This window comes from Saccharospirillum sp. ABV4_185, assembly GCF_056159245.1.
Genome location: NZ_JBSWUW010000001.1, coordinates 2,021,573 through 2,034,144, shown reverse-complemented (window position 1 = coordinate 2,034,144; position 12,572 = coordinate 2,021,573). Strand labels below are relative to the sequence as shown.

Genomic DNA, 12,572 nt, shown 5'->3' with positions numbered 1-12,572 from the left:
GGTGAGTCGCCCACGCTTGTCGCGCTCGGCCTGGATCGTTCTGGGCGCGGTGCTGTTGCTGGCCAAGGCGCCAGCGGCAGCGCCGGAATCGGCTGGAACGCTGGTGGTTCAGGCAGCAGGCGGCGCACCGCTGGCCAGCCTGGCGTTACCGGCTGACGGTCGCTGGTGTCTGCTGTGGCATCACTCGGTACAGGGCTTTCAGGTTGAGGACTGCTACCGGGTGGCCGACGGCCAGATGCTGCTGAGCAGCACACACACACCGGACTTCGCCGCTGGACTGGGCCATACGCCGGGGCGCGGTCGCTTGTTATCCGACACCGAGCACGGTTATCGCATTGTCGATATCGATGCACCGGTGCCGGCCAATCGTTTTCTGTTGCGCGTCGGCAGTGTGCGCGTCGATCATCGAATTGAGGTGGGTGAGCGTCGTCTCAGCCTCAGCCAATTGGCGGCAGGTGAACGCGTCGAAATTCGGCTGATCCCATCGACTGACGGACCTTCATCGTTATGAGTCACTATTCCGCCCTTCCCATCCAAACCAGTGGCAGCTGGCAGCCGCAGGCGTTGCCGGGCAACCGCTTCAGCCTGGCGCTGATTACCATCCTGGGTATCGGTTTATCGCTGTTCCATCTGTACGGCGCCGGCATTCAACCGCTGGGCCTGTTTTATCAACGCGGCATCCATCTGGGTTTGATGCTGATGCTGTGTTTTGTGTTGTTTGGTCCACGCCCGGGCCAGACACGCGGCCCGCTGGCGATCGCACTCGATACCGCGCTGTTTGCAGCCGCTGCGCTGTCGGGCTTTTATCTGGTGTATTTTCTCGACGACATCGTAAGCCGCGCCGGCTTCTGGACGCGCACCGATATCGTCGTTGCCTGTATCTGCATCGTCACCGTGCTCGAAGCCAGCCGCCGCGCCGTCGGTACCGGTCTGACCATTATCGGTGCAGTCGCCATTGTCTATGCGCTGGCCGGTTCGCGCGGCGCCCTGCCCTGGCTGGGCGACTGGTTGCCCGGCCTGTTGAGTCACCGGGGTTATTCACTCGATCGCCTGGCCGCTCAGCTCTATCTGGGTCAGGAAGGCATCTTCGGATTGCCGCTGGGTGTGGCGGCGACCTTTGTGTTTATCTTCGTGCTGTTCGGCGCGCTGCTGGAAGTAACCGGCGCGGGCAAGTTCTTTATCGACCTGGCGTTTTCCGCCACCGGCCGTCAGCGCGGTGGTCCGGCGAAAGCAGCCGTCTTGGCGTCGGCCAGCATGGGTTCGATTTCCGGCAGCGCCATCGCCAACGTGGTCACCACCGGTGCCTTCACCATTCCGCTGATGAAGAAGCTCGGTTATCGCCCGGCTCAGGCCGGTGGCATCGAGGCCGCTGCCAGTACCGGCGGGCAGATCATGCCGCCGCTGATGGGCGCGGGTGCCTTTTTGATTGCCGAATACACCCGCCTGCCCTATCTGGACATCGTCAAAGTCAGCATTTTTCCGGCGCTGCTGTATTTCGCCACCGTCTATCTGTTTGTGCACATCATCGCTGTTAAACAAGGCATGAAAGGTTTGCCGGGTTCAGAGCTGCCACAACTGCGTCAGGTGCTCGCCAGCGGCTGGTATTTTCTGGCGCCGCTGCTGATGCTGGTGCATCTGCTGGTGTTGGGTATTTCGCCGATGCGCGTGGGTTTCTACGCCATCGTCGGGCTGATCGGCGTGGCCGGATTAAACGGGCTTTGGCTGGCGGTGCAACAAGGCCGCCGCGACGGACGCTTGCGTCAATCTGTGCTGCAAGCGCTGCGTGACGGTTCAATCAAACTACTGCAAGCGCTGGAGCTGGGCGCGCGCAATGCGTTGGCGGTGTCCATCGCCTGTGCGGTGGCGGGCATCATCGTCGGTGTGGTCGGCTTAACCGGTCTGGGGCTGAAGTTTTCCTCAATGATGATCGCCTTCTCCGGCGGCCACCTGCTGTTGGCTTTGTTGCTGGTGGTCATCGCCAGCCTGATTCTCGGCCTGGGTCTGCCAGTGACGGCCAGCTACATCGTGCTGATCGTTTTGGTCGGTCCGGCGCTGACCAACGAATTCGGGCTGTCATTGCTGGTCGCTCACCTGCTGGTGTTCTGGTATTCGCAGGATTCCAACGTCACCCCGCCGGTGGCGCTCGGGGCCTTCGCCGCTGCAGCGATTGCGGGCAGCAAGACCATGGAAACCAGTGTGCAGTCGTGGAAGTTCGCCAAGGGGCTCTACCTGATTCCGCTGTTCTTCGTGTTCAATCCGATCATCATCGAAGGCGGGCCGCCGCCGTTGCTGCTGTGGAATGGCTTGATTGTCATTCTGGCTCTGGTTGCCTTTGCCGCCGTGATTGAGGGCTATCTGTTTGCACCGCTGCCGATCTGGCAACGACTGGTGCTGACGGCGGCGGTTATTGCCATCTTCTATCCGAGCCTGGCGTTTGAGATAGCCGGGGTGGTCACCATGGCGGCGCTGTTGTCGATCAATGCCTGGTCATCGTCCAGACACCAAGACGCTCCGGCCAACGGCTGAGTAACCCAGGGTCGTCGCTTGTCTCCCCCAGATCGAGCCGCTAAACTGCGTGCCGTCTTGGGGGAGTAATCGGCCGGTAGTGTTCCATCCCCACCGGCGCGGCGGTCAACATAATTGAGCCACAGCTCATGGTCGTCGCACCCAGCCTCTCGGCTGGCTTGATGAGACCTAAGGCAAACGGCACGGTGCCGGGCGGGACCGTGTGGTTTGCCTTACGTGATCTCATCCCGCCCCTAAGGAATCATCTTGGACGCTCTGCTCAGTTCCACCGCTGTGGTGACTCTTGCCGAAATCGGCGACAAAACCCAATTACTGACGCTGTTGTTAATCACACGTTTTCGCGCGCGTACAGCCATCACCTTCGGCATTCTGATCGCTACTGTCATCAACCACGGCATCTCGGCCTGGCTCGGTGACTGGCTGGTCGGTTGGATACCGGCGGGTTGGGGCCCCTGGTTGATCGGTCTGAGTTTTATTGCCGTCGGCTTGTGGATTCTGATTCCCGATAAAGACGACGCCGATACCAGCAGCGTCGAACGCTGGGGGCCTTTCCTGGCAACACTGGTGTTGTTTTTCCTGGCCGAAATCGGCGACAAAACCCAGATCGCGACGGTTATTCTGGCGGCACAATATCAGTCTATTTTCTGGGTCACGCTGGGCACCACCGCCGGCATGCTGGCGGCTAACTTACCGGTCATTTTTGCCGGCAACTGGGTGATGCAAAGACTGCCGGTGCGCGCCGCTCATCTGTTCGCCTGCGCGCTCTTTATCGGCTTTGGGGTGTGGACGCTGGTGTCGTTCTGACGCCGGCACTGACAGCGACAATATTCCGCATTCAATCGGGTTATTTCGGTGGAATTTTGCCAGCCGTACGCTCAATTCGGACTTGCTCTATCTCCCGGTCTAACCAGGCTTGGTAGACCGGGTCCGGCGTGGCCACGAGAACGCGCCAACCCAGCCACAGATAAAATACCGCCAGCGCAATAATGGCCAGACCGCGCAACAGATCAGTACTTGAATAACGCATGAGGCACAAACCAGGCTAACACCATGATGGCGATCCACACGCCGCTGGCGGCAAAGTATATCGGCCAGAGGCGGTGCAGACGATAAAAGACAAAATAGAGCGCCACCAGAAACGGCGGCTGCCAAAAAACAAAACGCGGCATCGACATCAGGCCGGTCATCAATGGTATAAAAAGGGTCGGAATCATAAACAGTGCCAGGGCGTATTGCCGACAATACATCAGCACTATGATTGAGATAATCCCCAGCACCGCCGTCAGCGAGTAATAGCCGGATTCAAAACCGCGAAAGCCATCAATAATAACGGCGATCGGATTTTGCAGCGTGCGTCTCCAGTATATCTGTACCGACTTAAAGGCCAGCGGATCACCAATCTGTTGATCCAGAAACATCATAAACAGCGCCAGGCCCAAGGGTATCAACATCAGTCCCAGCAGCCAGTTCAGATTGCGGCGACTCAACCACTGTTGCTTATCCCGACGCTGCCAAGCCAGCAACAAATAGGGCAACAAAAAAAACACCCCCACTACCCGAGTGGCCGATAGCAGCGCCGCTATCGCACCCGACCACCAGTAGCCGCGTTGCAAAGCGATAAACGCCAGCGTCAACAGCAGGAAATACAGCGACTCGGTATAGCCGGCGTGCATATAAATAACGAAGGGATTCAGCGCAACCAAGGCGCCAGCCCACTGCGGTTGTACATCGGGATGATAGTGCCGAAGCAGTTTGATAAAGGCGTAAATATTGCCCAGCAGAAACAACTTACCCAACAGTATCAACGCCGTTTCAGCGCTGATCGGCAGCACCGCTACCAAGCCGCGCGCCAGCATCGGCAACAACGGAAAAAACGCCCAGTTTGCGTAGCGGAGCTTATCGGTATTGGTGCTGCCATCGGCGTAGCCGACCGAGGTAAGATCGGCATACCACAGACAGTCCGCCAGACAGAAACCGGAAAAACTGGGCGGCGCTATGGGCAGAAAACCCGAGCCAATCAGCACCACCGAATAGACCAGCACATTGCTGGCGGCGAACAACAGCAGCGCAATGCCGAGGTCACTGCCAGGCCATTCCTGCTGGCCCCATTTTAATGTTAGACGCGACACCAAACCCATAACCTCGACGCCTGATAGTTCCAGAAAAAGCCGGCAAGAATGCCAGAGAAACTGGCCAGCCACCACTGGGTATCGTGCGCGTAGAGGAAGACAGAGACCAAATAACTCAGGCCGGCACCCATGGAACACACCAGACCGTAAGACAACAACGCCTTCAAATAATGCGCATGACGACGTTGATTGTTGGCAAAGGTCAGCCAGTCATTGAGCTGAAAATTTCCCACCATCGCCACCATAATTGCTGCGGCTTGCGCCAGGCGGAAGTCCACGGCAAAAACCTGCAGCAGTAACCACAACACACTCAGGTGCACCGCCACACCAATTGCACCGACCAGACCATAAAGGCACAGCGCAAACGGAAAGCGTTCACCGAAGCGGTGTTTGCACAGGAACTCAAGCAGTTGCAACGCCACCCGGCTGTCGAGTTTGCTTTCACCGGCAAGGCGGCTACGGAATACATAAGGCACCTCGGCGATGCGCGTCTGCCTGGATGACTTGGCCACCAGCTCGAGCAGAATTTTAAAACCGTCGCTGCCCACCTGATCGATATAACGTCGCGCAAAGTCGCCGCGCATCAGAAAAAAGCCGCTCATCGGATCGCTCAGTGAATGGCGGATAAACATCCGGCTCAGCAAGGTAGCGGCACGGCTGACCAACAAGCGCAGACGCGACCAATCCGATACCCCGCCGTCACCGCTATAACGACTGGCCACCACCAGATCATGGTGCTGCGCCTGAACCAGCATCTGCGGCAGAATGCTTTCATCGTGCTGCAGATCGGCATCCATGATCGCCACGCACTTACCATGCGCGGCCAGTACGCCTTCCTTGCAGGCAGAATTCAGACCACGGCGCCCTTTGCGACTGATATAACGAATGCGCTCATCGCTGCTGGCCAGCTGTTGAATCGCCGCCAGCGTACCGTCAGGTGAATCATCATCGACAAAAATGACCTCCCAGCAATGCCCCGCTAAGGCTTGGCGCAACCGTTGTACCAAAGTAGCAATATTTTCAACTTCGTTATAAGTCGGAATAACCAAGGAGAGCTGAACCGCAGACACCCAACCACCTTATACGTTTCATTAATTCGAAAGCGCAGAAGGAGATCATTTAGATACCTTAAAGGCAAGTGCTAATAATCAGCAGAGGGAGGTTTTGTGGACTGATTCGCGACTATTATTTATTTTTCGGCCTCAAAAGGATAATTGGTATTCTAATGCTATACCTTTAAAACAAAGCCGATCATCCTTCAGCCGCGAATCCCAAAACCCTTTAAATAGTCAGGCAAGGCTTCACCATCGAGCTGGCGGGCGACCCAATTGGCGGAGCCAGCACTGAGCGTCCAGCCAAAGGTACCGTGGCCGGTATTGAAATACAGATTAGGCAAACGGCCATCCGGGCTGGCACCCAACAGTGGCGGACCGTCCGGCGTCATCGGCCGAAAACCGGCCCAGGCCTGCTCCACCTGGCCGCTGGTTGCTGCGGGAAAGCGGCTGCGCAGTGCCTGTTGCATCACCTCAAACCGCGCTTGCGGCAGACGCCGATCGAGACCACACAATTCCACAAAACCACTGACTCTCAACCGCCCACCCAAACGGGTACAGACCACCTTATAGCGATCATCGAGCACCGTGGAGCGTGGTCCCTGGTCAGCATCGATCAGCGGCAGCGTCATCGAATAACCTTTCACCGGATAGATCGGCGCCGCCAGACCCACAGACCGTGCCAGCACCCGGCTGGCAAAGCCGGCACAGAGCGCTGCCGCATCGAGTTCCAGCCGCTCGTCGTTATCGAGGATGACAGCGCGAACTCTGTTGTTCTCTACAGCCAGTTCTTTAACCGAGACACCGTAGCGAAAGCGCACACCCGCTGCGGCTGCTTGTGCAGCCAAAGCCTGGGTGAACTGATAACAATCACCGGTTCCATCGCTGTTCAGGCGCAGCCCTCCGGCCAGCGGCGCATCATTATTCAAGGCCGGCTCGTAACGACGTACGCCTGCGGCATCGAGCAGTTCATAGTCGATACCTAAACGCTCCAATAGGGCGGTATCGGCGCCCAAGCGTTCACGCTCTGTGTGGCTGCTGGCCAGCTCAATCAAACCCCGGTGATCGCCATCGAATGCCAGCGCCGCTCCCAACTCCTCCTGCAGCGCCAAAAAGCACTGCCGGCTGTGTTCAGCCAGACGCAACATGGCTTCGCGGTTGGCATCGAAGCGGCCAGGTGTGAGAGCGTGTTTGAGCGTGCGAAACAGAAAAGCGAGCGTCTCCGGGCTGGGCGGCAACGCCAGTTTGAAAGCGCCATTTCTGCTGAAAAAAGTTCGCAACGCCTGCCGCATCAAGGCCGGCGAGGCCCAGGGATAGACCGCGCCATAAGAACGCTGGGCGGCATTGGCGCGGCTGGTTTCCAGGCCAGGCTCACTGAGTGCTTCAACAACGGTGACGTCATGACCACGCTGACACAATTCCCAAGCCAGGGTGACGCCGGTCACGCCGGCGCCAATCACTACAACCTTCATGTTAGTGTCCGTTTAATTGGCTGCTTTTACCTGCTGCCAGACTTCAATCGCAGCCGCCAGATCTTCCAGCGATGCACCGACCGATTTAAACACCGTTATGGCGTCTTCATCGGCGCGCCCCGAATGCTGCTGTCGCGTCAGCTCAGCCAGATCGGCGCGGATATCGGCAAACTCAAAACCACTTTCGTGTTGCGCAAAATGCAGATCCCCCGCCTCGCCTTCGGCGCCGGCATAGGTATCGACAAAAACCGCCTGGCCATCGATGCAGGCAGCATCGGTTTCGCGCATCGTGCGCCGAAAAGCGCCGACCAGATCCAGATGAGTACCACGGCTCAGCCAGGCGCCGCGTACCAGCGGTTCAGTGGACAGGGTGGCGCAACTGACCACGGCGGCATCAGCGACGGCGCTGGCCAGATCGTCCGTTGCCTCAACCGACTCCAACACCTGCAAGCCAGCGCTGTAGCCACGGTATTCATCAGCCAGCGCTTTGGCTTTATCAATGTTGCGACCCCAGATACGCACACGCCGGATTGGTCGCACTGCGGCATGCGCTTCAATCAGCATGGGCGCCAAGCGACCGGTGCCGACCACCACCAGACTGTCGGCCGACTCGCGCGCCAGATACCGCGCCGCCAACGCCGAGGCCGCTGCAGTACGACGGCGCGTCAGTTCGCTGCCATCCATGCAGGCCAGCGGCTGACCGGTGTCGCCATCGCACAGCAGATACAAGCCGGAAATGGCCGGCAGGCCACGATCCGCATTTTGCGGAAACACATTGACCATCTTCATGCCGATAAACCCATCCGGCTCCCAGGCCGGCATCAGCAACATGGTCGCTTCGCCGTCGGGGCGTTCGATGGCGTGATGATGACGCGGTGGCGCTTCGATGCCCTGGCGGAAGGTGGTGTTCAGTCGGTCCACCAGCGCCGCCCAAGGCAAGGCCGTCGCCACGGCCTGCGACGACAGAATATCCATGCCTTACTCCTTAACGGCGGCGGTCACCATGATTTCGACCAGCCATTCCGGCTTGGCCAGCTTGGCTTCTACGCAGGCGCGTACCGGCGGCCGACCGGGCACGACCCAGGCATCCCAGGCGGCGTTCATGGCATCAAAATTAGCCATATCGGTGACCCAGATCGTCGCCGCTAACAGATGCGACTTATCCGAGCCGGCCGCCGCTAAAAGCGCGTCAATTTGCTCCAGAATCTGCTGCGTCTGACCGGCGGTGTCAGCGCTGGCATCGGCGGCCACCTGACCGGCCAAATAGAGCGTGCCGTTGTGAACGGTGACCTGACTCATGCGTGCGCCTGGCTTGTGATATTGAATGCTCATGGGGTTTCCTTATCGATCGTTACAGTAAAAAAAATCAGCCGTTCAGGCCGGATAAAAAAGCGCTCAGGTTAGCGCCCAGTGCCGGCGTCGGATAACCGCCTTCCTGGACCACCACCATCGGCTGTGTCAGTTGCGCCAGCCGCCGACCAACGCGGTTAAAGTCGTCGGTAGTCAAGGTCATGCCGGCCAGCGGATCGTCCTGATGGGCGTCCAGTCCCAGGGCGATAACCACCGCTTCGGCGCCAAAGTCATCGAAACCTTCAAGTAAGGTTTCCAGCCCATCCATAAAGGCATCACCATCGGCACCGACCGGCAACGGCACGTTCAGGTTAAAACCCTCGCCCGCGCCCTCACCGGTCTCCTTCGCCGTGCCCCAGAAAAACGGATAAAAGCCATCCGGATCGGCGTGAATGGAACCGGTCCAGACATCGTTGCGCGAATAAAAAATTTCCTGAGTACCGTTACCGTGATGCAGATCGACATCGACAATCGCCACCCGCGCAAAGCGTTCACGCAACACCGCCGCCGCCAGCGCCGCATTGTTCAAAAAACAAAACCCCCCGGCGCGTTCCGGACCGGCGTGATGACCTGGCGGACGACACAAGGCATAGCTGCGCTGCGCCGGATCCAGCAACACCGCTTCGGCGGCGCGTTCGGCCGTGGCCGCGCTGGCGACAATGCCGCGGTAACTGGTCGGCCCTAACGGGCAGGCCATATCGTGCAGATGCCAACCGGCCTGACCGACCGGGTGGCCGGGGTAATGCTGAGCGGAGGATGTTGGGTGAACGTTGGGTGCAACGCGCTGCGGTGCACCGGGCAGTTCGCCCCAGCGCTGTTGGATGGTTTTCAAAAAGGTCAGATAACGCGGCCGGTGCACCAAAGCCAGTCGCTGCGCCAGCGCCGCTGAACCCTGTCCATCGAGTTGTTCAATCACCAATCCCGCTTCATCGAGCGCGGCCAGCAAGACGTCGGCGCGGGTGCTCTGTTCGGGCGAAGGCGCCGGCTCGCCGCGCAACAAAAAGGTATCGGGCGAATGATCCGCCTGGCGCGGTGAATAAAAGCACTGCATCTTCGGCTCCATTAATCCAGCAAAGAAGGAATCCAGGTCGACAACAGCGGGAACTGCGCCAGCAAGACAATGACCACCAGAAACGCCAGATAAAACGGCCAGCTGGCGACAATGGCACGCTCGTACGGCACCTTGGCGATGCGCGCGGCGGTCATCAGCGTCATGCCCACCGGCGGCGTGGCATTGGCAACGTTCAGCGTGACGATCATAACGATGGCAAAGTGCAGCGGATCAAAACCGAGCCGCACCATGGCCGGCACGATCACCGGTGCAACCACCACCAGCGCCGGCAACACATCCATCACAGTGCCGAGCAAAATCAGCAGCACACAGACCAGCAAGATCTGAATGATGGCGACATCGGAAATGGCGGTAATAATTTCGGCAGCATCGCGGGCAATGCCCGAGCGGGTCACAAACCAACTGAGCACCGCCGAGGTTGCCAACAGAAAAAACACCACGCCGGATAAACGCACCGTAGTCACCAGCGACTCCAACACCTTGCGCCAGGTCAGGTTACGATAGAGCAGAAAACCAATCGCCAACGCATAGACGGTGGCAAAGCCGGAGGCTTCGGTAATGGTGGTGGCGCCGGTCAAAATGCCGCCGAGAATAATCACCGGCACAAACAAGGCGGGCAGCGCGGTCAAAAACGCAATCAACGCCACCTTGATCGACTGCGCCGGCTGACGCGGATAACCGCGTTTAAAGGACAACACCAGGCTGGTGCCGAGCAACACCGCCGCCATCAGCACGCCGGGAATAATACCGCCGGCAAATAAATCGATCACCGAAATATCGCGCAGCATGGAGGCGTAGACCACCATCACCACACTGGGTGGAATAATCGGCCCGATGATCGACGAACAGGCAGTAATGGCGGCGGCGTAATCGGCGTCGTACCCCTGCTTTTTCATCTCCGGAATCATGATCTTGCCGATGGCCACGGTATCGGTAATGGCCGCACCGGTAAGACCGGCAAAGAACAAGGAGACCGTCACATTCACATGCGACAAAGCACCGCGCACCCGACCGAGCAAGGCGTTATTAAAAGCAATCAGTTTGCGCGTCAAACCGCCCTGGTTCATCAGCTCGGCGGTAAAAATAAAATAGGGCACGGCAATCAACATATAGCCGGACACGCCGGAGAACATGCGATCGGCCACAATACCGATCATGCGTTCGCCACCGAGCATAAAAGAACCGGCCATACCGGAGACGGCCATGACAATCGCCACCGGCGCACCGATCAACAAAATTAAAATAAAAACAATTACCGCGACGGCCATCACGCGCCCTCCTGTTCGGTATCATCCAACGCAGAATCGATCAGCTCGTCTTCATCGAGATAATGCTCGAGCAGCGAAAAGCCCTGCGCCAGATGCAAGAGGATGATCACGCCGGTAATGGGTACGGCAATGGTGGTTAATTTATACGACACCTGAATGCTGTCGGAGACCATATAAATCTGCCGGGCGTTGCTGAAAAAATCCCAGCCATAAACAATCAGCGCCAGACCAAAAAGCGCCAGAATCGCCATCGATAAACCAGCGGCAATGCGCACACCCCAGTCGGGCAGGACACGCATTAACAAGGTCATGGCGACGTGTTCACCCGAATGCAGTGCCACCGTTGACGACAGCAAACCAATCCATGGCAAAAACAAACGCGCCAATGAGTAGGTCCAGCTCAGCGCGCCGCCAGTGAAAAGAGTGTAGAGAAAACCGGTAAAGGATATCGCGAGCATCGCCAGTACACAGAAAATGCACACCGCAATGGCGGCGGTATTAACGCCATCGCTCAACGCCCGCGCTGCGGTTAACAAGCGCTTCATCACAGACTCCAGAAGTCGACCGACACCACGACCGGGCGCCGGTCAACGGTCAGTTTCAGTTGCCGTAGCGGGCGTAGTCCTGCTGCTCAAGTTCGCTGCCGATGCGCTCGACTTCAGCCCACAGATCGTCGATCAGGCTTTCATCCAGACCGAAATCATTCACGATCCATTCCTTCCAGGCCGGACGCGCAATCTCAGCCATGCGCTGACGTTCGCTGGTCGGCATCAGGTAGCACTCGTCAAACACCTCGCAGGATTTTTCCCAGCTGGCGGTCGCAAAAGCACCGGACGCTCCGTGACTCATGGTCACCGCTTCGCGCGCCGCTTCAATGATCACCTGCTGATACTCTTCCGGCAGTTCCTGATACCAGCTTTCGCTGACCACCCAGCTGGCGCTGTTATAAACGTGGCCGGTCAAGGTGGTGTAGTCGGTTACTTCGTTGAAGTTGAAGGTGGTGTTCAACACCGGCGCGTTGAACTGACCATCGGCTAGCCCGGTTTCCAACGCGGTGATTAATTCACCCCAGGGCAGGGGTGTAGCGGATGCGCCCAGCGCATTCATCATCGCCACGTGCGCCGGGTTTTCTTCGACGCGAATATTGAGGCCTTCGAGATCTTCGACGGTACGAATCAGCCGCTCATTATTGGTAAAGGCCACAAAGCCGCCGCCGTCATCGAAGGTGCCGAGGTAACGCATATCGGCTTCGTCGATGGCGCCGCTCATAAAGTCGGCAAACCATTCACCGTCGAAGAACGCCCAGGCCTGACGCCAGTCTTCAAACATAAAGGGCGTGGTGACCGCCTGATATTTCGGATAGAAGGACGACATCGCACCGGAGGTCAGAATGGTCGATTGCAACGCCCGGCCACCGGCCTGAACCTGCGAACCGGTTTCCACTTCCGAACCCAGCTGACCGCCGCCGAAGATAACGACTTCCACGTCTCCGTCGGTGCGGGTTTCAACCTGGTTCTTAAAATGCACCAGGGCCGGATAAATAGCGTTATTGTTCAGGTTTTCCGGAATCAGGGTGGCAATGGCCATTTCGTATTCCGCGGCTTCGGCAACGCCGAATGCCAGGCCGGCGGTTAGCGCCAGCGCTGTTGTCTGCTTGCTGATCATGGGTCTCTCCCTTTTTTTAAGCGATTATTATTGGTTTG

At 58.2% G+C, this 12,572-nt stretch carries 13 protein-coding genes; 3 read left to right on the top strand and 10 right to left on the bottom strand.

The features are described from left to right. Position 1 precedes the first annotated feature (1 nt). The 3 genes from ACXAE6_RS09490 to ACXAE6_RS09480 all read left to right on the top strand — a co-directional run bounded on the left by ACXAE6_RS09490 (position 2) and on the right by ACXAE6_RS09480 (position 3,330). Positions 2 to 511: a DUF1850 domain-containing protein gene (locus tag ACXAE6_RS09490; protein WP_475146766.1), complete on the top strand. Its 510-nt coding sequence runs from the start codon at positions 2 to 4 to the stop codon at positions 509 to 511. Then, a complete protein-coding gene (locus ACXAE6_RS09485; protein WP_475146763.1) occupies positions 508 to 2,526 on the top strand; it encodes a TRAP transporter permease in 2,019 nt (672 codons plus the stop codon). Before ACXAE6_RS09490 ends, ACXAE6_RS09485 begins: the two co-directional genes overlap by 4 nt. Before the next feature lie 246 nt (positions 2,527 to 2,772). Further along, entirely contained in the window at positions 2,773 to 3,330 is a 558-nt protein-coding gene (locus ACXAE6_RS09480; RefSeq protein WP_475146760.1) for a TMEM165/GDT1 family protein, read from the top strand. Between the two features lie 40 nt (positions 3,331 to 3,370). On the opposite strand, the gene ACXAE6_RS09475 is transcribed toward ACXAE6_RS09480, so the two are convergent. The 10 genes from ACXAE6_RS09475 to dctP all read right to left on the bottom strand — a co-directional run bounded on the left by ACXAE6_RS09475 (position 3,371) and on the right by dctP (position 12,534). Continuing rightward, a complete protein-coding gene (locus ACXAE6_RS09475) occupies positions 3,371 to 3,553 on the bottom strand; it encodes a hypothetical protein (RefSeq protein ID WP_475146758.1) in 183 nt (60 codons plus the stop codon). Next, a complete protein-coding gene (locus ACXAE6_RS09470) occupies positions 3,534 to 4,655 on the bottom strand; it encodes a hypothetical protein (protein ID WP_475146756.1) in 1,122 nt (373 codons plus the stop codon). The genes ACXAE6_RS09475 and ACXAE6_RS09470 overlap by 20 nt, the downstream gene beginning before the upstream one ends. After that, positions 4,643 to 5,725: a glycosyltransferase gene (locus ACXAE6_RS09465; protein WP_475146754.1), complete on the bottom strand. Its 1,083-nt coding sequence runs from the start codon at positions 5,723 to 5,725 to the stop codon at positions 4,643 to 4,645. Before ACXAE6_RS09465 ends, ACXAE6_RS09470 begins: the two co-directional genes overlap by 13 nt. A gap of 188 nt (positions 5,726 to 5,913) precedes the next feature. Then, positions 5,914 to 7,179 carry a D-amino acid dehydrogenase gene (locus ACXAE6_RS09460; RefSeq protein ID WP_475146752.1) on the bottom strand — a complete coding sequence of 422 codons (1,266 nt, stop codon included), beginning with the start codon at positions 7,177 to 7,179 and terminating at the stop codon, positions 5,914 to 5,916. Positions 7,180 to 7,191: 12 nt separating this feature from the next. Next, positions 7,192 to 8,154 carry a bifunctional Delta(1)-pyrroline-2-carboxylate/Delta(1)-piperideine-2-carboxylate reductase gene (gene lhpI / locus ACXAE6_RS09455; protein ID WP_475146750.1) on the bottom strand — a complete coding sequence of 321 codons (963 nt, stop codon included), beginning with the start codon at positions 8,152 to 8,154 and terminating at the stop codon, positions 7,192 to 7,194. A gap of 3 nt (positions 8,155 to 8,157) precedes the next feature. Then, positions 8,158 to 8,511, bottom strand: coding sequence for a RidA family protein (locus ACXAE6_RS09450; protein WP_475146748.1), 354 nt, complete (start codon positions 8,509 to 8,511; stop codon positions 8,158 to 8,160). A 34-nt stretch (positions 8,512 to 8,545) separates the two neighbouring features. Further along, entirely contained in the window at positions 8,546 to 9,580 is a 1,035-nt protein-coding gene (locus tag ACXAE6_RS09445; RefSeq protein ID WP_475146746.1) for a histone deacetylase family protein, read from the bottom strand. A gap of 11 nt (positions 9,581 to 9,591) precedes the next feature. Further along, complete coding sequence (locus ACXAE6_RS09440; protein ID WP_475146744.1) at positions 9,592 to 10,869, bottom strand: TRAP transporter large permease; 1,278 nt, start codon at positions 10,867 to 10,869, stop codon at positions 9,592 to 9,594. After that, positions 10,869 to 11,414, bottom strand: a complete 546-nt coding sequence (locus tag ACXAE6_RS09435; RefSeq protein WP_475146742.1) for a TRAP transporter small permease — start codon at positions 11,412 to 11,414, stop codon at positions 10,869 to 10,871. The genes ACXAE6_RS09440 and ACXAE6_RS09435 overlap by 1 nt, the downstream gene beginning before the upstream one ends. Positions 11,415 to 11,469: 55 nt before the next feature. Then, complete coding sequence (gene dctP / locus ACXAE6_RS09430; protein ID WP_475146740.1) at positions 11,470 to 12,534, bottom strand: TRAP transporter substrate-binding protein DctP; 1,065 nt, start codon at positions 12,532 to 12,534, stop codon at positions 11,470 to 11,472. Between the last annotated feature and the right edge of the window lie 38 nt (positions 12,535 to 12,572).